Below are 21020 nucleotides of genomic sequence, written 5' to 3' on the forward strand. Positions count from 1 at the left end.
TGGTCAACATCCCCGGAATATCAAGTATTGCCCATAATAGTAACCAACGGCTAATTCAAAAAGATCTCCTCTTAAATTATTTGTCTTTCCGTCGACCAGCTTTGTAAGCTGTTCCATTAGTTTAATATAGCTCTCAGGATCTTTCTTTAAAACAGTTCCCGCATTTGTAATTGTGTTAATCAACGTTTTTAATAGCTCGTTATAATCCTCGCCAAATAGTTCTCTTATAGTCCCAATCATTACACCCGCTTGCTTCAACTGATTCAATGCAGTGGGCTCGACCCCGTCTATTAAAATTACAGGAAAAACGCGAATAGTTTTATTTGAACCTTTTATAGCCTCTATTTTATTTATAAAGAACGTAACATCCTGGCTTTTGGTAGAATTCCCAATTACCACATCGGCGGCTAAGAAACCCGGTTTTGGATGCCCATCCTTGTATTGTACAAATCCATTGATATAAGAGGGGGACGTAAAGCCAAATTGGAATCCACCAACTTCAGAATTTAAAGTACCTGTATTAAATGAAACTAATCCGGTATTTCGACTCCATTGCGAAAATTGATTTATAACTAGATTCTGTGTAAACTGGATTGCCTTATAATGTTGAAGATTTTGACTTTTATAATCGTATAAGTATGGGTGTAACTCGTAGTGGTTATCATCATAATCTCTTAGTACATCTATATTTTTAAGTTTGCTAATTAACGTCGAAAAGGTAACATGACCTTTGATATTCTTAATTGGGCTGAAGGAATAGTTCGCCAGGTCTGTTTTGGAAATTAAGCCGTGATGATACTTTATTGCGTTGATTATTGCAGCACATCTTTTACCAGCAATTTCAAAAACATCGTTAAGTTTTTCAAAGTATTCTTCCGAACCGAAATAGTCGGAGTGGTATATGAAAGATTGATTATCTACAAATAAGCCTCTGACTTTGTGAATCGGGCTTTGTGCTCTTTCAATTCTTTTACGAGCTGCCTCGATAGACACGCCATCGTTTTTTACAATCAATGCTGCCAACACACCGGATAGCATTGCCTTTTCATTGTATATAATGTCTTCAATATCTGTCACACCACACTATTTATAATATCCTAACATACAAGGGCGAACGAACGTTTTTTAAACTACTGATTTACAGATTATTATGGTATTTACTAATTTTTTTTATTTGATTTTAACGCGAATTTTTTATCGTTTTTCAGATAATGCGTTAAATTTCAAATATGCTTTTCTTTTATCACTGAAATGATTCTCAACCGCAACAGGGATTACTAATAATTTATAATCTCTAACATCGGAACATATTTCATCTTGGTAAATCTTTCCGTCGTCTTTCCTGAAAATTGTAAAATGCGAGGCCGCATATTTGGTTCCGAAATAGTTATTGATTATTTGAGTGACGCTTTTGGCAAGAGCTTCGCGACTATTTGGATCAAATTCCGGATTTAGACTTTGAACTGCCAAGCCATCTTCCTGAACCACATAGAGAGAAATCTTTGCTGCTTTTGATTGGTTCGTTTTTTCTAAAATATTAGGAGAAAAAAAATACATCAAACAGAAAATCGCTATTGCACCACCAGCTTTAACAACACCCTGGTACTTAAATTCTATAAATCCCGGTATAACTGCTGCACATGCCGCCGCTGCAAGGCTTAATATTACCCACAAGGTGGCGGATTGAATTTGTGTTGGGAATGGGGTTAAGAAAGTTGCTCCAAGAATCAATATTAAAAACAAGGCACCGGCTACGGGTAAATAAATGGTTTGAAAATTATTTTTCATGCTGTCATCGGAAAATAGTTGACTAATAGATTTGACGTAGGCCTTCCGTTCCTCTGCCGGATAGTTTTTGGCGTGGTCATAAGCATTCTTTATGATTTCTACTCTTGTTAAGTATTCACCACCAAAATTATATTTTAGTGGCTTACTCATTTTTCCAATTCAAAAACCACGTCAACAAAAAAGTGGTCACGATCCACTTTTTTTCCTGTTGCCTGATTAAAGATTTCATTTGGGATACTCTGAGTATTTTCGTAATCACCCAAAAAGCTTTCGTTCTCGGTCCATACCTGGAATTTCTTATGTAGAATGCTTTCTTTTTCAGCTAGCGAAAGAATAAAAAAAGCGTCGGTTTCAGGAATATTTAATTTTTTTGAAACTACATAGGGCGTAATAATAGGTGCGTCTATGCTACCCGTATTTAATGAACTTAAATAGGATTGCAAAGACTCAATAGTCTTGGTAAAGTTTTTAAACTGTACCTTGTATTTCTCTAATCTTACTAATTCCATAATTAAGCTCTTTTTCAAGGCAACCTCTTTGAACCCTAATTTGGGAATATTTGCGTGATATACGCATGAATAAATCCTTTCTTAAACTATCTTCTGATTCGCTAGCAACCCAGTAACCAGTAAGATCTTCAGCTAGCCAATAGTCAGTCCCTTTGGATGCTGCAGCAACATATTCGGGTAAATTTCTAACATCAGCTTGAATTGATGCCGTGGCAAATGTTTGTTTAGCGTTGTTAGTAATTGTTGTAACGCCCTTCGTTATTCTGAATTTTTTGACTTCGACCGTAGCCAGATGATTAGCCACCTTATTCAAATTCAATTCTTTAAATGTCAAATCTTGAAACAGGTCTAACAAGAGTTCTTTATAGAACCCTTCATAGGCAGCCTCACTGATTTTTCCCGTATCATTTTTATGCCTATGAATGTTGCCAGGCGAATCAAATCTGATTTGTACAAAGCCGTCTTTCGGGTCAATAATAAAAATGATATTTACTCTTTTTTCTGTTTTAACGATTTTTTCAGTCTCGTAATCTGTTTCTACATTGTATTGAATTTCAGAATATTTTATTTTTAAAATATCTTCATCCCAGTACATGTAAATGAACGTTGGATTACCGTTTTTAACATCCCCATTAACCCATTTTTTATCAGAGGCAACAATACCCTTTCTCTTGTGTAAGTCTTGTAAAATACTTTTTTTGTTGGTTAATAGCTTGTCAACCTGATCAATAGTCATTAATATGATTTTCTTATCACTATTTTCATCCAGTTCCGATATTGCAGCATTCAATTGATCGCTCCTTATTGCACCTTCAACTAATCCTTTCGCGAGCGAATCAAGAAAATTATCTGATTTGGGCAATTCTATTTTATTTTCACTTATCCAACTTAGCAAAGAGGCATTGCCTATTCTTTTTACGTCTTTGGACAAATCAGCCGGAAGTTGAGGATTCTCGCTCATTTTGGTTTATATAAGATTTAGATGTTAAATGTAGTAATAGTATATTATATTTTCATTTTCAATGATTTATAATAATTATCGATCAAAGTATTATTTTAATAAGGCTTTAAAATAATCCTCTGCCTCCTTATCAACAAAATACACATAACATCCTTTCATACCCCTTGACATCAATGTTCTGTAGGTGTTTTTGATAATATCGTTCAGCAAGGATGCAGTATGCTCCGGATTTTCCTTCATCATTTTTTTATAACCATGAATTGATTTATCCATACCTGAACGTTTGCTGGCATCTACCAATACTTCTTCGTTCCTCACTACCAAATCAGCCCCAATTATTACACCAACGTAGTCTACCTCTAACCCTTGACATGTATGAATGCAGCCGACTTCGCTCACCGATTCAGGGCTAACGATCCAAAGCATCCCGTCACTTCCCAAATTCCACTGCATTCCAAAATCAAATTCCGGCATCACAATATCCATCGCGAATGGATCTTTTTTACTGGCCCAATTCCAACAATAACCGGCTACTAAACGTGCTTTATTTCGGTCTTTATTTTTTTCGTAAATGACGTCGCGCAATTCATTAGGATCATCAAATATTTTGAAGTCATATTCTTGCGTGTCTAAGACAGTATTGGCCGTTTCCCTGATCTGCAACACATTATCCAACCAAGCCAGGTAACCATCAGAACCACCGCAACGGAATTGAGAAGTTAACTCCATGGTGGTTACTTCTGCATTGTAAAAAGTTGCCCACTTTCTTATTTCTTCATCGGTGCCAATATCGTGCAGGGTGACTTTTTGATCCTCATCTAAAAAGAAAACCGAACATTTAGACGAGTTAATAATTTCTTTGACCTGGTTTTCACCCATGTTTTTAAACATGCCGGACTTTTCATTCAGGCGGTGAGCTTCATCAACGATAAGTACATCGTAAGCATTCGTTTTAGTATCTGTGAAAGCGCCTGACCCTTTGAAGAAATTCGAGATTTCACTTTTCTTCATGCTGCCTGTGAGTTTACTCTCATAAACTACGCGAGGTGCTGAGTTACGCGTCACGTAGGATGCAAATAAGCCTTTCTTGGAAAGCTTTGCCAACAAGTTAATAGCTACCACAGATTTACCAGTACCAGGTCCACCGTGTACGATCAATACATTTTTTTGAGATGCCCGTGATCCTGTAGCAATAGCCAATGCTTCTTCCTGTACCATCTTCTGCGCATCGATCATGACAAACTCCGCATTACCCTTGAGCATGGAATTGATATTATCGGCTAGAGCTTTTGACGGCCTGATCCGGCCATTTTCGATTCGCAGTATCATATCCCGTTTATCACCGTGTTTAATAAACGAAGCGATAAATTCCCGGAGTTCGATCTTATCATCCTTACAGAATACCGGAGCTTTAGCGATATACTCACTATAAAATGCATTGGTGATCACTGAAAGATCTTTACAGTTATGTAAATAGGCGCAAGGCTTTAACTGTATATTTTCGGTATAGACGGTTTCATTAAAGCCGTATAACAAAGCAGAGTACGACCATGCCTGATAGCTTGGGTGCAGCTCATCACTTGGCCCGTGCGCGAAACGGGTTCGCACCATGGCATCCTTTGTGGTGAGTTGAATATTATCCCACTGTTTTAACTCGATCAATACTGCATGTTCAATACCAGTATCATCCTGCCCGGATACAATGAAATCTATCCTGTTACCTGTACGGGGGATATTATATTCTATAGCGATCCCAGCATCACCGGGAATTTTTTCGGAGCGCAGGATGTTGGCCATGTACTGCAAAGAATTCTGCCATGAACGGTATTCGCTGTCGCCAACTTTACGGTGGAGTTTGTTATGTACATTTTCCCTTACAATATCTTCGATGATAAAGTCCTCTATGTCAGTCAGAAATTCACCTTTGGACTTTTTATAAACGATCATAGTTCGGTGTACTTTTTGGCGTTACCTTTTGCTTTATCTGCGGGGTATTTTAAGTTGTTTTTGTCGATTTTCTCCTGAATGATATCAGGGATTGATAACTGGTGCTTTTCAGCCAATAAAAGGCAGTAAGATAAGATATCGGCTAATTCTTCTTTTAATTTTTCTTTGGAAACATCTTCGTTCGCCTTCCACAAAAAAAGCTCTAACAATTCAGAAGACTCAATAGAGATTGCTAACGCCAGATCTTTAGAATTATGAAACTGTTGCCAGTCCCTTTCATCTCTAAACTTTATTAACTTTTGTATGATCTCTTTGATTTCCGTCATGCTTATTTATTGGCCAATTGTGTAGCGATCTTATACTCTTGGTCAAACGGCAAACCTAATTGAACTAACATCTCAGGAATGGCAATCGCCCAGCTTACGTAATAATAGGCAATCATATGATAACCACTAAATTTCATGCCTGCAAGTGAAGGTACAGAATAATTATCTTTTTTAGGGTCAATCCCTGTACGCCCCAACATAGCTATTTCAAAGGCTGTTTCCTTTACCTTGGCTTTAGGCTGTTTGCTAAATAACTGGATCGCGCCAACCATAAATATGCAAACCGCCATGTTTACTTCACCGGTTGAATGCGCTTCGATAAACTGCTTCATCTTTCGATCTTCAGCAGGATCGGTTTCGTTAAGTTGAAAAGGATCGTTTTCAATCTCCTCTAATACATTTTCTACGGTCCGGGGTCGATGCTCCAGTTCCGGAACCAGTTCAAAAAATTTATCCAATTTTAAATCATTGCCCCAGTGCTGCACAATTTCGTATTCTTCGCCCGGTCCTTTATCTGCGCGGTACTCCAAAAATTCGTCATACATCGTTTGCGCCCGGTCAGTTTCCAATTTTGTTGGCTTATGATCGGCAAGCAAATCAACTTTGTACAGGTTTTTAAAATGCAGGGCGTTAACCAGGTTGAAAGTTTTAGAGATAGATAACATACCCGGATGCATATTTTTTACGATCTCGGGTTTGGTCGTGGCTTCAATACCCTCCTGAATTAACGCTAATAAAGATAAAAACTGGAAAGGCCTTAACTGCGGGTAACGACTATATAAAATATCCTCAATAAACAGATCAACCGGCGCGTTGAAATTCTGTCGATTAATCCCTTCAAATAAAGCTGTAAAAAATGTTGCTATATTATTTTCGGGGATACCCTGTTTCGCTAAACGTTGTGCTTCCTTCTCCAATGAATAGAAGAAGCTATTTTTATGGTGGGGCTTGGTGATATACAACTGGTTGACACCTTCAGCTCTGGCATCCTCGGCCAATTCCAAATGCACCAATTCGTGCATCATTAAATGCTCAACTGCCGGATAAGCAGATTTATATTTAACCAAATGATAATCTCGGCTGTGATTTTCAGCAATTTCCAATTTGGCTGCTGTTGGGATTTCATTGTCAACTTCAATTTTGATAGCCTTACCGTATTTACCGTAAAGCTCTTTGGCGTATTTATCGACAATGGCTTTACCGTCGCGCTCTTTAGTTAACTGGGAGGCGGTATCAATAGCCAAATGGAAGCTATTGCTGTATAGGCCGTCTCTCCGTTTATTCTTTTCCAAAGCAATCAAAGAACGTTCAAATGCCTTTTCATAATCACCCTGCATTTCTGCGGTAAAAGCTAAAGCGTATTGGGTATTTGGATAGTCGTCGTTAATGGCAATGGCGCGTTCAAAATAAACAGCGGCTTCCTTAGCCTGCCCGTTCTGCATCAGGTTGGCACCAATATTATTGAGTGTGATATGATCGTCGGGTTTCACTTTTAAAACTGCCTCATAATATTTGAGGGCGGTTTCCGTATCGTTTTTGTATTTGGAGAAAATATTACCCATCATGAGCAAACCCCATTCATTTTTCGGATTCCAGCGTAAGGCATCTATAAGCGCATCAATTGCGGCTTCCTGATCACCTTCTTCAGAAAGGATCTGTCCTAAAATTCGGTGATATTCGGAAATTTGAGGCGATTCTTTGATCAGTTCAATGACATCCTTTTTGGCCTGTGCAAATTGGCCACGCTCACAAAAAGCAATTACCTTATCATAACGAGCCTTTTGCTGAATAATCGTATTATCATCAATTTCAACGATCAAGCTGCCGTTGGAAATTTGCACTTTAGGATCATACGGGCCTACGGCATAATAACGACGGGCAGCATCAATGAGCTTTTGGTCGTCACCTTCGGCATCAGGAAAAAGATCATAAATAAGGCTTTCTAGCGGGTGTATTATCGTCATATCAGGCGCAAACAAATTAAAAAAGTGCTATTAAGGCACCCAAAAAAATATTATTCAAAGTTACGAATATATTACCATAGCTCAAGTCCGATTAGGGGAAATGGTCAATCTTCAAACAATGGCTGCCGGGCTTGTCATTTTTTATTTCCTGCCAATCGAGAAACCAGTTTGCGTTCTTATAATCGTCAGTGAAACAATACTCATATAGTTTAAGGTCTAAGCTTGGGCTAAAACCATCGGATAACCAAGCCGGAAATACCGACACCCAACCATTACAAATTAAAATCGCCAATTGAGATTTAAAAGGTACTTTCGTATTTGTGAACTTACCATACCAAGAAGAACTACCTATCCATTTATTGGCAGCCTGTTTTAACAAAACATCTGCTACTTATAAATTTTATTGGTTCCTTTCTATATTAGGAAGAGCGGAATTGGGCGAAACGAAGATTAATAAAAATGATCTTTTTGCTGAGATGGTCGCTCATTCTTGGTTTACTGTAAACTACTTTCACGTAAGCTTTGGTAAACAAGACAAATTGCAGCAGGCCATTGAAAAGATTAAATGGGGAGAGAATCTTACTGTTGATGCCGACCGGGGCAGTATCTTTAAAAGACTATCGACTACAAATAACAAAAACACGATTAAAGAATTACGCTATTTCAATTCAGAGGTACCTCACCGGTTTTTAAGCCCATGGTTCCGGGCAGATGATTTAAATTCAGCCCATGAATATTCACAAGCGTATTTAAATAATTGTCCTTATAGCTTACATAAGGATTATATAGAGATTAACCCTAATTGGGCTGAATACTTCAAAAGAAATACAAGGCTATTGAAAGATTTCTGTTACTGGAATCTAGCTATGTATCTTCAAACTAAAAATCCCAATGTGCCGGACATTCCCAATAAACTAATCAGATCACCAATTCGAAAAAACCTGAATGAACAGCGTAAATTCTGGGATATTGTTATCGAAGAATTGGGAAGCGTAAATTGCATTTATACAAATAGCAGGATAGAAAAAGGACATTATGCCGTTGAACATTTCATTCCTTATGCCTTTGTATCTCACGATTTGATCTGGAACTTGATACCCGCCAATCCTTCTTTTAACAGTTACAAGAGTGATAAGCTGCCGCCATTGGATAAATACTTTGAACCATTTTATAAATTGCAGCAAAGCGCGATGGAAATCATCTTGGATAAGTCACCCAAAAACAAATTGCTACAAGATTATTTGACAATCTTTCCATCTTTAGATCTGAAACATATAAATCAACAAAAATTTCTCGAACAATTTCAGCCAATGATTACTATCGCCAGCAATAATGGCTTTGAATTTTTTAAAGTTTAGACAGTGAGCTTGCATTCTGATGCAACAAAAAACACCTACCTCATGTATAGGGTGTGATAAATATATTTTAGCCTTCCTCACATTTGCTACAGTAAATTATAAGCTATGGCAAATTACAATGAAACTCAGAACGACTTTCCAAAAGTTCACCGGGATCAGTTGATAACTGTTCAGGACTTGATTGATTTTAAACAGCAACTTATTGGCGACATTAAGAAACTGCTAAAAGAACAATCCGGGCATCCGGGCCACCAATGGCTTAAAGCTTTTGAAATAAAAAGAATGCTACGCCTTTCGGAAAGCAAGCTTCAAATCCTGCGGGATAAAGGCGTGATACCTTTCAAAAAATTGGGTGGTGTAACATACTATAACCTGGAAGAGATTGAAATCCTAATGAACTCCGGAACATTATTTGATCAGATGAAAATGGTATGAAGCGGAAGGCCAAACGTATCATTCCGCAATCGCCAAAAGCATCACAGGCAAACCTCAAAATCAGGGGTCAAAACCGTCCCGGTTTTGGGGGCATTGTGCCTCCAGACAGGTTTGTGGTACACATCTATTTTGACCAAAAAGACTTAGCAGAATGTGCAGATGTGTTCTTAGCGCAACAGGAACTATTGCAATGGAAAACGATTACAGGCGCGCCAATTCGGAACTGGAAAGTCTGTGCGGCTGATTGGATTTTTGACCATCGGCAGCGAATGAAACGGAGGTCCAGACTATCGCCATATTGCAGCGAATCATTTTGAGTATGGTTGTTTGACAAATCCAATCGAGGACTTTGAAAAAGGAGGAGATTGCCTGTTTCAGCAATCAGCAAGATGTACGTTTGTCTGACAAACGAAATCTTGCCCTCCCTTCCAAAGTCAGTCCGGGACATAGAAAAATCCTCCGAGGTCTGATTTTTTAAAGATTAAGAAGATGGAAAATGAAGAAGTAAACAGGTTGAAAAGAGTTACTACCAGGTTTAAGCCTAATGAATTTTTAATCTTAGATAACAGGTTTAAGAAGACACGGTTCCGAAAGTTAAGCGAGTATATAAGGAGCGTTTTGCTTGAAAAACCAATTACGGTCACCTACCGCGATAAGTCAATGGACGAGGTACTGGAAGAGCTCATTTTGCTGCGGAAAGAACTGAATGCCATTGGTAATAATTTGAACCAGGCGGTACGTAATATTAATAGCGCACGTGGCCATGCTGACACCCGGTTATGGGTGAATTTGCTTGGTGTAATTAATAGCAAACTGGAGCCGTCCATCCTCCAAATAAAAGATCAAATGAACAAATATGCAGATATATGGTCGCGAAAATTATAAGCGGAAAAAGCCTCATCGGCGCATTGAATTACAATGAGAATAAATTGCGAAACGATAAGGCGCAGCTTATTGAGGCGAGCGGATATTTCAAGGATTTGGAGGACCTGAATTTCTATGACAAGCTGTTACGGTTGACAGATTTGGCATCAAGAAATGAAAGAACTAAAACCAATACTGTCCATATTTCTTTGAATTTTGCGATAGGTGAGCAGCTTGAAAAACACATACTTCAGCAGATCGTAAATGATTATATGGAGCAGATCGGGTTTGGCAATCAGCCTTATTTGGCCTACCAACACTCCGATGCCGGGCACCCGCACGTTCATATTGTTACTACTAATATCCAAACATCGGGTGAACGGATAAGCCTGCATCTATTGGGTAAAACCAAATCTGAAACAGCAAGGAAAGCAATAGAAATTCAGTATGGTTTGCAACAGGCCGGCAACAAATCCAATGAGCTAAGGCTGCCGGAAAGGATACCATTAAAACAGGTTAGCTATGGGAAAACAGAAACTAAAAGAGCCATAACCAATGTGGTTAGTGAGGTAATGAAAAGTTATAAATTTACCAGCATACCCGAATTAAACGCAGTACTTAACCAGTTTAATGTAACCGCAGACAGGGGCTCTAAAGATTCAAGGATGTATGAAAAGAACGGACTTGTTTATTGGGTACTGGATGAAAAGGGCAACAAGCTTGGCGTACCAATTAAGGCCAGCAGCATTTATGAGAAGCCCACTTTAAAAACCCTGGAAGATCGTTTCAGGCTAAATGAAGTATTACGCAAACCATTAAGGGAGCAATTAAAAAACGCCATTGATGCGGTATTGTCTAAACCCATTAATAAAGCAAAATTTCAACAAGACCTTCATGAAAAAGGGATACAGGTAATATTCAGGCAAAACGAGGAGGGCCGATTATATGGGGTAACTTTTGTGGATCATCAAACTAAATCTGTTTTTAATGGCAGTGATCTCGGTAAGGCCTACAGCGCGGCCTCATTTATAGATCGCTTTTCCAATACAGATAGCCTGAAAAATCAGCCTTCTACCGCAACTAAATATACTGGTAGCGGTAATGACAATATCAATACCATAAAAGATAATTCAGGCAGCCAGGGCGACTTTAATTCAGGTAATACCTTAGTGGATAATCTCTTTCAGGAAGAACATCAGGATATGTCTGCTTTAGGAAGGCTGCAACAAACAAAAAGGAAGAAGAAACGAAAAGGACACTCACTATAAATTCAATTATTATGCAAACTGGAGAAAATGAACAGGCCCTCAGAAAGATCATTGATTTTACAAGGCTACTGAGTTTAGGGGTATTGCTGATCCACTTCTATTTAAGTTGCTATCCGGCATTTATGCAATTGGGGCTAACAAAACCCATAATAAATCACGTACTGCTACCCCTTTCTAAAATGATGATTTTTAGACAGGTTATGTATGCGAAGGTTTTTGCCCTGTTTCTACTACTGGTTTCGTTAGTGGGTAGTAAAGGTAAAAAGGATGAAAAGATAAGGACGAAAACGATTATTACTTATTGCATTACCGGGTTGTTGTTATACTTCATTAGTAATTTGGTATTGACATTAGGTTACCCTGCCTATACCATTGCTATCCTTTATATCGGTTTAACTTCGTTAGGGTATATTCTATTGCTTTCAGGTGTAAGCCTCCTTTTTAGAATGTTAAAGCTTACATTAGGTAAAGATATTTTCAATAAAGACAACGAATCATTTCCGCAAGAAGAAAGGCTGCTTGAAAATGAATACTCCATCAATCTACCGGCTATTTATAACTTAAAGGGTAAAAGCCGCAAAAGTTGGATTAACATCATAAATCCTTTTAGGGGGACATTAATTGGCGGCAGTCCAGGATCTGGAAAATCATATTTTGTGATCCGGCATGTTATCACTCAGCATATTCAAAAAGGTTTTACCATGTTGGTATATGATTTTAAGTATGATGACCTTTCTAAGATCGTTTACAACGCCCTGCTAAAATATGGGCACCTGTATAAAGTAAAACCGTCACAATATATCATCAACCTTGAACAGATCATGCACCGTGCTAATCCGTTAGAACCACAAACCATGCTTGATATAACAGATGCGATAGATTCCAGTCGTACCATTATGCTGGGCCTTAACCGGGAATGGATAAAGAAGCAAGGCGATTTTTTCGTAGAATCACCGATCAACTTTATTACCGCCATTATGTGGTTTTTGAAGAAGTATGAGGGTGGCCGCTATTGCACCTTACCGCATGTTATTGAACTGGCACAGGTAGAATACCAGGAACTTTTTGAAGTTTTATTGCAAGAGCCTGAAATTGAGGTGTTGATAAATCCCTTTGTTTCAGCATGGAAGAATGAAGCTTACGAACAATTGGAAGGTCAGGTGGCCAGCGCGAAGATCAGTTTGGCCCGATTATCATCCCCACAACTATATTACGTATTGAGTGGCAATGATTTTTCATTGGATATTAATAACCCCGAGGAGCCTAAAATCGTTTGCCTGGCTAATAATCCGGTAAAATCACAGGTTTATGGCGCTGTGCTATCTTTGTATATCAACAGGATCAATAAATTGGTCAATCGTAAGAATCAGCAAAAGTGCAGCATGATTTTCGATGAGTTCCCTACAATTTATTTTAACGGCATAGATAATCTCATCGCGACAGCAAGATCAAATAAAGTGGCAGTTACATTGGCCGTACAGGATTACAGTCAATTAAAAAAGGATTATGGACGTGAACAGGCGGAAGTGATCTTAAATATCGTAGGCAACGTAATTTTTGGTCAGGTAACAGGCGATACCGCAAAACAGCTATCAGAACGATTTGGCAAGATCAACCAGGAGAAGGAAAGTATTTCTATCAATAGTTCGGATACCTCAGTTAGTAAATCTGTACAATTGGATTATGCTGTACCAGCTTCCAAAATATCAGGGCTTTCATCCGGCGAATTTGTGGGCATGGTTGCCGATGACCCGGATAACAAAATTGACCTCAAAACTTTTCATTGTGCTATTCAAAATGACCACGATGCCATAAAAAAGGAAGAAGAAGCCTATCAGCCGATCCCTTCGGTGAGAGAGGTAGATCACGCAGAGGTCTTGATGAACTACCACCAAATTAAAGAGGATATTAAAGTTTTGGTGGAAACGGTTTTGAGCCAACTTTGTTGAATTAAGCAATTTCTTTGCTTAATATTCACAAGTAGGCAATTTTACAAGGTATTCTTCGTTTTAAAATCACTTTGTTTACAATTCTTTTACAATTCTATTAAAAAGTAAGCCTCAATAAAGAGGTTGTTAACGAATCTTTGTAAACGAAAATACAAGGTCTTGCGCAAATGCAATTCGCCCAATTAATTGGGAAAGATCAACAGTGAATTCAACGTTTAGAGGCCGGAAATATCAATCCATCCTGTATTTATCTTTGTGGAATGGCTAACGGCTTAAATGTATGGCTGTTAGTTATCATGAATAGTTTGCCAACCTGTTTTTAGGTAAACTTGTAGTCCTTTTATTTCAGTTAGTGCGTATTAAACAACAGAGCCTATAGCGTAAGACCTTACTCCATATAATATTTCTTTCACCTGATATAATTGTCTATGAGAAAATTTGCGGAGCGGTTAAATAGCGCACTTGAAAACCAATTAAACGAAGTTTCTTCCAACGGAGAAACATTAGCAAAACGATACAGGGCCTCTATTATGCTTTCCAAAAAAGCGATGGCCAAGCTTAAAAATTATATCCATAGCTATTCCTTTGAAAATACAGAGGATGAGATCCATTTCTTTAAAAAAGTGAAACCTCAGTTTTATAACCGGTACATTTATTTTATAAATGTATATAATCTCATTATGCAAAAACCGCTTGGTGGGGATGAGATATTAAAAGAATACATCAACATTGAATTAACTGATTTAAAGCGTTTTTTTGACCACAATCAATCGTTTTATCAATATTATAGGTCTGGGTCAACTCAAATGGATGAAGTCTATTTTACCCGTGGAGGATTTGATGTTCATGTGGAATTAGATGATTTTGAGGATGATGAAATCTATTCAACCAGCCATGATTATAAATTATCTAAGATCATAGCTAATGAAAAATACCAGGATTATCTCAACCTCGAACTGGTGAATATCAATAACAACGCAAATCATTCACAGGAGACCGCTCTTGAACTTCCCCTAACATGGACTTCTAATAAAACCGATATGGTAGAGCTGATTTACGCTCTGGTCGCTTTAGGTGTATTTAATAATGGGAACGCTGAAATTAAATCAGTGATCACCTTCTTTCAGCATATTTTACAAGTCGACCTAGGGGCCTATTATCATAAATACACCGACATTACCCGAAGAAAAAAAGAACGTACTTGCTTTTTAGATAAACTCAAAGTCGCACTTTTAAGGCGCATAGATGAAAAATTCGCTCTTGATGAACCCATTCAACAATCTATGCACTTTAATTGAAACCAAATTGCCATGTTATAGCCTGTTTTTAGTTTGATTTAAACATTCCCCCTAATATTCCCAATAAAAAACACCTACCTCATGTACAAGGTGTGAATTTTAAATTTTTGGTACCCTCACCTTTGTTTTCAGGTTACCGCATGGAGTGGTAACTTTTAAACTAAAATCCTATGTTGTCTTCAATTTCCTGGCAGCACTATCTGGCAGCCATAATTATTCTATCCCTCATTTATTACGGGTATGTAGTACTTCGTTATTACCAAAAAGAAATTAGCAGCTTGTTTAACCGCAAGCAAGATGCGACTTCACTATTCTCAAATGTTCAAACCGGGCCTTATAAGGTAATGGGCGATGCGAAGTTAGATAGTGGCGTATCCATCACCGAATCTCAGGACTTGGTTTTTTCCGAACCATTAGAAGATCATCCGGCAGCAGGTATAACCAGCGCGGCGGACATTACCCCATCGCAGGAATTAGCGGTTGAGGCCGGTAATTTAATAGAAGCTTTTAAAGACATTGATAACAAGCCGGAGTTTATAACCCTGCTACGGATATTGGTTGGATCTTATAAAAGATATAAAGATGAAATTGATTTACCAGTAACACTAAACCGTGTTGTGGAATTGTCCAAAGAAAAACTAATGTTTCCCATTGCCTTGACGGATTTGCAAGTTAGCTGGGCATAACGCTTATTAAATCTATAACCCATTTTAAATTAATCATTATGGAATCTCAAAAAACAAACTTCCGTTTTAGGACGGTAGCCATTTTCAAGCAGGCGATAGCAATAATTTCCTTTTTGCTGATTAGTCTGTCACTTTATGCTCAGGATGGTAACGCTGGCATAACCCAAGCCACGACACAGGTTAAAGGTTATTTTTCAACCGGCACCAGTTTAATGTATGCCATCGGGGCGATCATGGGCTTAGTCGGTGCTATAAAAGTCTTCAAAAAATGGAATGACGGTGAGCATGATACAGGCAAAGTAGCATCAAGTTGGTTTGGTAGCTGTATTTTTCTCGTGATAGTTGCGACGGTTTTAAAATCATTTTTTGGAGTATAGGCTAAATAAAAGATCATGTCAATGTATCAGATCAATAAAGGTATTAACAAACCCATAGAGTTTAAAGGGCTCAAAGCACAATATATTGGTTATCTCGCGGTAGGGCTGGTTATACTATTAATTGGTTTTGCGATCATGTACCTGATAGGCGTGCTTGTTTATTGGTGCATTATCATAGTTGCCGGATTAGGGAGCGCCTTATTTTACCAGGTATTCAGGTTAAGCCATAAATACGGAGAGCATGGCCTGATGAAGAAAGCAGCCAAACATTATCTGCCCAACCATTTAAAATTCAGCTCCCGGAGGATTTTTTTACGATTAAAACAATAATCATGGCATCACATAGCAAAGCGGAACAAGTATTCCCCATTTATAAAGTTGAGCATCAATGTATGATTTCAGCACAAGGCGATTTGACAATTGGTTACAAAGTCAATCTGCCGGAGATATTTACATTATCTAATGATGAGTACCATGCTTTCCACGAGGTATTGATCAAAGCCCTGAAACTGCTTCCTAAAAACAGCATTTTTCATAAACAGGATTGGTTTATAAATGACCAGTATGAAGCCGTCTTTACACAGGATAACCAGGAAAATGTTAAAACATTTTTAGCTCATTCGAGTGAGCGGTATTTTAATGAAAGGGCCTTTTTACATCATCACTGTAATATTTATTTGACTAAAAAGCCGGATAAATTTAAGCGGTATTCCAGCGGGGTGAGTTTGCTGATGCGTAAACGCATTGTTCCAGTTCAAACCACTTGTGAGGAGTTGTTTAGGGATTTTGAAGACAGCGCGGGTCAATTCATAAGAGTTTTAGAAGATAGTGGGTTAATATCCTTAACCAGGTTAAATGATGACGAACTTGTCGGAACGATGAAGGTGCCAGGAATTTTAGAGCAATATTGTTTCCTGTTGAATAAAGATCAATCCCCGGTTTTAAAGGATATTCATATCGAGGACGAGATCAGGATCGGCGATAATCATTGCCAGCTTTATACCCTAAGTGATGCGGAAGACTTGCCCGCGCTTTGCGGCCCGAGGATAACCTATGATAAGTACAGTACTGATAAAACGAAATTCAGCACAGGCTTTGCTACACCTATTGGCACCCTGCTAAGATGCAATCACTTGTATAACCAGTATATCTTTATTGGCGATAGCCAACAAACCTTAAAAAAACTGGAATCCAAAAAGCTTCGGCTTCAATCCCTTTCCGCCTATTCGCGGGAAAATGCGATTGGCAGGGATGCTACACACGATTTTTTGAATGAAGCAATTAGTCAGCAACGGTTACCTGTTAAAGCACACTTCAATATTTTAGCGTGGACGGATAACCCCGCAAATTTAAAGGACCTTAAAAATAGGGTGAGTTCTTCGCTGGCGCAAATGGATGCGCAGCCGAAACAGGAAACAGATGGGGCGGCGCAGATCTGGTGGGCGGGATTACCGGGTAATGAAGCAAGTTTTCCGATGAACGACACCTTTGATACCTTTGTTGAGCAGGCTACCTGTTTCCTTAATCTCGAAACTAATTATCAATCCAGCATTAGTCCTTGCGGTATTCGCCTGGGCGACCGCTTATCAGGTAAACCTGTTCATGTTGATATTAGTGATGCCCCGATGACCAAAGGTATAACCACTAACCGCAATAAATTTATTTTAGGACCTTCGGGTAGCGGTAAGTCTTTTTTTACAAATCACATGTTGCGCAGCTATTTTGAACAAGGTTCCCATGTGGTGATCGTAGATGTTGGACATAGTTATCAGGGTTTATGTGAATTTGTGGGTGGCTATTACTTTACCTATACCGAGGATGAGCCGATTAGCTTTAATCCATTTTATGTTCCCGAAGGCGATACCCTGGACACGGAAAAAAGAGAAAGTATAAAAGCCATGATCCTTGCCTTATGGAAGAAGGAGGACGAGGATGTGCAACGATCTGAATATGTAGCCATATCAGATGCCTTGTATCATTATTATGAAAAGCTAAAAGTCGAAACAGACATATTTCCTTGCTTCGACAGCTTCTATGATTTTTTATCAAATGAGTTTTATGAAACAATGAAGCAATCTAAAGTGAAAGATATTCGTTTTGATATTGACAATATGCTGTTTGTATTAAAACCATACTATAAAGGTGGGGAATATGCCTATCTTCTAAATGCAAAAGAGAACCTTGATTTATTACAGAAGCGCTTTATTGTCTTTGAATTAGATAACATTAAAGATCACCCAATTTTGTTTCCGGTTGTTACCCTAATTATCATGGAAACATTTGTTTCCAAAATGCGGAAACTCAGTAAGGAGACCCGCAAAATGATATTAATTGAAGAAGCTTGGAAAGCGATTGCACGGGAAGGTATGGCAGAATACATTAAATACCTGTTTAAAACAGTCCGTAAATATTTTGGTGAAGCCATTGTGGTAACACAGGATATTGAAGATATTATAAGTTCACCTGTAGTAAAGCAAGCCATTATCAATAATAGCGACTGTAAAATATTGCTTGACCAGCGGAAATATCAAAACGACTTTCCGAAAGTTCAGCAGCTATTGGGTATCACGGATAAGGAAACCGCGTTAATAATGAGTATGAACAAGAACAACGATGAGAAACTCCAATACAAGGAGGTTTTTATTAGCCTGAATGGACAATTATCTAAAGTTTACCGTACCGAAGTAAGCCGGGAAGAGTACTGGACTTATACAACGGAATCGGCTGAGAAAGCAAAGGTACATACCTATGCCAAAAAATATGGCAGTATGCAATTGGGCATTGCCGCCATTGTCAAGGAAGAATTAGAACAAGCAGCATAACTTAATTCAAATATTATGAAAGTATCAACCATTTTAATCGCCTTAGTTACCCTAAGTTTCATGAGTTGCACCAATAAAGCGAGCCAAGATGATTTACCAGGCTCTTACACCAATAAATCCAAAAGCGAGTACAGTACAGCTTCCGATACGTTAATATTAACTGCGATAAGTCAATCTTCTAATACTTATCAAATTGAACGTAAAACGGGCTTTCAAAAAATTCGTAATAACATAATGCAGCCTAAACAATACAAAAACGAAAAATGGCAGGCGACCTGGGATGCTGATAAACAAATTCTATCTGAAACAGATCTTGGTAGGCAAATTATTTTTGATAAGGCCAAACATTCTTTGTCTTTAAAAAACACTCAATACCAAAAGATTAACTAAATATAAAACATTTATTTCCAAAATATAAACTCTCGTTTTTCGAGGGTATGGGAGGATTTTATGAAAAATTTAAGGATAAAAATCATTTCTGGATTAGTGTTAATGATCCTATCTACAGCGGTTAATACTGTTAAAGCGCAATTTGTAATAGGCGAAGTAATTAAGCTAACGGTTACCAAAGTGATAAAAGCGATTGACCTGAAAGTTCAGCGGATGCAAAACAAAACAATCTGGCTTCAAAATACGCAAAAGGTTATTGAAAATCAGATGTCAAAAACCAAACTTTCCGAAATTTCCGGCTGGACAGAACAGCAAAAACAATTGTATAGCAACTATTATACGGAGTTATGGAAGATAAAATCAGCCATTGCAAACTACCAGCGAATTAAGGATATAACCTTGAAGCAAGCAGCCTTGGTCAGTGAATATAAACAAGCCTGGAATTTGTTCCGGCAGGATAGTCATTTTAACCCGCAAGAACTAAGTTATATGCAGCAGGTTTATTCAGGGATTTTAGATGCCAGTGTCAAAAATTTAGACGAAATCATGCTTGTGGTTAGCCCAACAAAAACGCAAATGACAGATGAACAGCGTTTAGAATTAATTAACCATGCCAGCGATCACCTTGATGAGAATTACAATGACCTGCATCAATTCAATAATCAGGGTATTCAATTGAGCCTGCAACGCAGTAAGGATTTAAACGATACGCAATCAATTAAAAAACTTTATGGAATCAATTAATCGCGCGAAAATTCAGGCAGATGAGGTCCGCCGGAAAAGTAAAAAATTACTTGCCTTTGCAATTATGACCGTAACGGCATCGACCTTTATTACAAAGGTTACGGCCCAAACATTTTCAGAATGGTTTGATCAGAAGAATACGCAGAAAAAGTATCTATTACAGCAAATCGCTGCTTTGCAAGTCTATGCTGCCTATTACAAACAGGGCAACAACATTGCTCATAATGGTTTAGGCTCTATTAATGGCTCACTCACTTCAGAAAACGGTTTGCATACTACCTATTACAATAATCTCAAAAACGTTAGCCCGGTCGTAAAAAATAACAAACAGGTAAGCGATATTATGCAATGGCAGAAGGATATACTTACTCGTATGGGTAATCTGGATAAAACAGCCAATCTTAATGATAATGAAAAAAAGTACATCGTGCAGGTAAAATCAGCTTTGTTTAATGACTGCAATGAGCAAATAACCGAATTACAGAACGTTGTGACAGATAACAAACTTCAAATGAGTGATGAGGAACGATTAAAACATATCGGGGTGATTCATAAAGCCATGCAGGATAATTACCGCTTTGCTTCATCCTTTGCAGATCAGGTTAAAGTTTATGCTTTCCAAAAAGTGCAGGAAACCAACAATATCATCGCGGAAAAAAAGATTTACGGCCTTCAATAATAGCAATATGAAAAAGCATTTAAAACATATCATCACTATACTGACGGTTTTCACCTGTTTCGGAATTCCAAAAAAGAGTGAAGCACAGGCGCAAGAAATGCAGCAGTTGATTTTAGATATAGAAAAGCTAACCCAGCTAAAGGGGATTTTAACCGATATGAAAACCGGGTACCAAATCTACACGCAGGGTTATGGGAGTATATCACAATTATCTAAAGGCAACTTTGACCTGCATAGCGTTTACCTAAATGGGTTATTATCAATCAGCCCTACGGTTAGAAATTATGGCAGAATTGCAGATATCATTGTCCAACAGGCCAGCTTGATCAGCGAGTATAAAAGTTCTTATAAGCAATTCAGTCAAAGCGGAACGTTCAGCGCGAGTGAATTAAGTTACATGAGTAATGTTTACACACAGTTGGTAACTCAAAGTTTAGAAAATCTCGATGAGTTAACCAACGTACTGACAGCGGGCAAATTGCGTATGTCCGATGACGAACGAATGAGGGCGATTGACCGGATTTATGGCAACAGTTCCGAAAAACTTCAATTCCTCCGGCACTTCAACAGGCAAGGAGTCGTACTCAGCCTTCAGCGAAGTAGGGATTTAGGCGACACCCAAACCTTGAAACAGCTTTATGGTATAAATAACTAA

General features: G+C 38.2%; 22 protein-coding genes. 15 read left to right on the forward strand and 7 right to left on the reverse strand.

Translation table 11 applies throughout. The annotated features are described in order from the left end of the window. Nucleotides 1-3 precede the first annotated feature (3 nt). The 7 genes from RHM67_RS08555 to RHM67_RS08585 all read right to left on the reverse strand — a co-directional run bounded on the left by RHM67_RS08555 (nt 4) and on the right by RHM67_RS08585 (nt 7495). On the reverse strand, nt 4-1077 hold the full coding sequence (locus tag RHM67_RS08555; RefSeq protein WP_322231710.1) for a hypothetical protein: 1074 nt from the start codon (nt 1075-1077) through the stop codon (nt 4-6). A gap of 117 nt (nt 1078-1194) precedes the next feature. Further along, nucleotides 1195-1938 carry a hypothetical protein gene (locus RHM67_RS08560; RefSeq protein ID WP_322231711.1) on the reverse strand — a complete coding sequence of 248 codons (744 nt, stop codon included), beginning with the start codon at nt 1936-1938 and terminating at the stop codon, nt 1195-1197. Continuing rightward, a complete protein-coding gene (locus tag RHM67_RS08565; protein WP_322231712.1) occupies nt 1935-2297 on the reverse strand; it encodes a hypothetical protein in 363 nt (120 codons plus the stop codon). The genes RHM67_RS08560 and RHM67_RS08565 overlap by 4 nt, the downstream gene beginning before the upstream one ends. Further along, nucleotides 2257-3258: a hypothetical protein gene (locus RHM67_RS08570; RefSeq protein WP_322231713.1), complete on the reverse strand. Its 1002-nt coding sequence runs from the start codon at nt 3256-3258 to the stop codon at nt 2257-2259. The genes RHM67_RS08565 and RHM67_RS08570 overlap by 41 nt, the downstream gene beginning before the upstream one ends. A 90-nt stretch (nt 3259-3348) precedes the next feature. After that, nucleotides 3349-5205, reverse strand: a complete 1857-nt coding sequence (locus tag RHM67_RS08575) for a DUF2075 domain-containing protein (protein WP_322231714.1) — start codon at nt 5203-5205, stop codon at nt 3349-3351. Continuing rightward, nucleotides 5202-5531, reverse strand: coding sequence for a nucleotide pyrophosphohydrolase (locus tag RHM67_RS08580; RefSeq protein ID WP_322231715.1), 330 nt, complete (start codon nt 5529-5531; stop codon nt 5202-5204). Before RHM67_RS08580 ends, RHM67_RS08575 begins: the two co-directional genes overlap by 4 nt. Before the next feature lie 2 nt (nt 5532-5533). Next, nucleotides 5534-7495, reverse strand: coding sequence for a tetratricopeptide repeat protein (locus RHM67_RS08585; RefSeq protein ID WP_322231716.1), 1962 nt, complete (start codon nt 7493-7495; stop codon nt 5534-5536). A gap of 320 nt (nt 7496-7815) precedes the next feature. Here RHM67_RS08585 and RHM67_RS08590 point away from each other — a divergent pair, with 320 nt between their 5' ends. The 15 genes from RHM67_RS08590 (at nt 7816) to RHM67_RS08660 (ending at nt 21020) form a co-directional block, all read left to right on the forward strand. Next, entirely contained in the window at nt 7816-8853 is a 1038-nt protein-coding gene (locus RHM67_RS08590) for an HNH endonuclease domain-containing protein (RefSeq protein ID WP_322231717.1), read from the forward strand. 105 nt (nt 8854-8958) lie between these two features. After that, complete coding sequence (locus tag RHM67_RS08595; RefSeq protein ID WP_322231718.1) at nt 8959-9288, forward strand: helix-turn-helix domain-containing protein; 330 nt, start codon at nt 8959-8961, stop codon at nt 9286-9288. Beyond that, entirely contained in the window at nt 9285-9605 is a 321-nt protein-coding gene (locus RHM67_RS08600) for a hypothetical protein (RefSeq protein WP_322231719.1), read from the forward strand. Before RHM67_RS08595 ends, RHM67_RS08600 begins: the two co-directional genes overlap by 4 nt. Nucleotides 9606-9777: 172 nt before the next feature. Beyond that, complete coding sequence (locus tag RHM67_RS08605) at nt 9778-10173, forward strand: plasmid mobilization protein (RefSeq protein WP_322231720.1); 396 nt, start codon at nt 9778-9780, stop codon at nt 10171-10173. Beyond that, entirely contained in the window at nt 10155-11420 is a 1266-nt protein-coding gene (locus RHM67_RS08610) for a relaxase/mobilization nuclease domain-containing protein (protein WP_322231721.1), read from the forward strand. Before RHM67_RS08605 ends, RHM67_RS08610 begins: the two co-directional genes overlap by 19 nt. Nucleotides 11421-11431: 11 nt before the next feature. Beyond that, the gene (mobC, locus tag RHM67_RS08615; RefSeq protein ID WP_322231722.1) at nt 11432-13369 is read left to right on the forward strand and encodes a conjugal transfer protein MobC; all 1938 of its coding nucleotides are present in this window, start codon (nt 11432-11434) and stop codon (nt 13367-13369) included. A gap of 428 nt (nt 13370-13797) precedes the next feature. After that, nucleotides 13798-14667: an RteC domain-containing protein gene (locus tag RHM67_RS08620; RefSeq protein WP_322231723.1), complete on the forward strand. Its 870-nt coding sequence runs from the start codon at nt 13798-13800 to the stop codon at nt 14665-14667. Nucleotides 14668-14837: 170 nt separating this feature from the next. After that, complete coding sequence (locus RHM67_RS08625) at nt 14838-15353, forward strand: hypothetical protein (RefSeq protein ID WP_322231724.1); 516 nt, start codon at nt 14838-14840, stop codon at nt 15351-15353. A gap of 38 nt (nt 15354-15391) precedes the next feature. Continuing rightward, nucleotides 15392-15730 (forward strand): DUF4134 domain-containing protein, encoded by a 339-nt coding sequence (locus RHM67_RS08630; protein WP_322231725.1) that lies wholly within the window; start codon nt 15392-15394, stop codon nt 15728-15730. 15 nt (nt 15731-15745) lie between these two features. Next, entirely contained in the window at nt 15746-16060 is a 315-nt protein-coding gene (locus RHM67_RS08635; protein WP_322231726.1) for a DUF4133 domain-containing protein, read from the forward strand. Nucleotides 16061-16062: 2 nt separating this feature from the next. After that, nucleotides 16063-18552 (forward strand): TraG family conjugative transposon ATPase, encoded by a 2490-nt coding sequence (locus RHM67_RS08640; protein ID WP_322231727.1) that lies wholly within the window; start codon nt 16063-16065, stop codon nt 18550-18552. 15 nt (nt 18553-18567) lie between these two features. After that, complete coding sequence (locus tag RHM67_RS08645; protein WP_322231728.1) at nt 18568-18942, forward strand: hypothetical protein; 375 nt, start codon at nt 18568-18570, stop codon at nt 18940-18942. 60 nt (nt 18943-19002) lie between these two features. Beyond that, nucleotides 19003-19686, forward strand: a complete 684-nt coding sequence (locus tag RHM67_RS08650) for a conjugal transfer protein TraI (RefSeq protein WP_322231729.1) — start codon at nt 19003-19005, stop codon at nt 19684-19686. Beyond that, nucleotides 19673-20365, forward strand: coding sequence for a hypothetical protein (locus RHM67_RS08655; protein WP_322231730.1), 693 nt, complete (start codon nt 19673-19675; stop codon nt 20363-20365). Before RHM67_RS08650 ends, RHM67_RS08655 begins: the two co-directional genes overlap by 14 nt. 7 nt (nt 20366-20372) lie before the next feature. Beyond that, nucleotides 20373-21020: a TerB family tellurite resistance protein gene (locus RHM67_RS08660; RefSeq protein ID WP_322231731.1), complete on the forward strand. Its 648-nt coding sequence runs from the start codon at nt 20373-20375 to the stop codon at nt 21018-21020.

Source organism: Mucilaginibacter sp. 5C4, assembly GCF_034345625.1.
Classification (GTDB): domain Bacteria; phylum Bacteroidota; class Bacteroidia; order Sphingobacteriales; family Sphingobacteriaceae; genus Mucilaginibacter; species Mucilaginibacter aurantiaciroseus.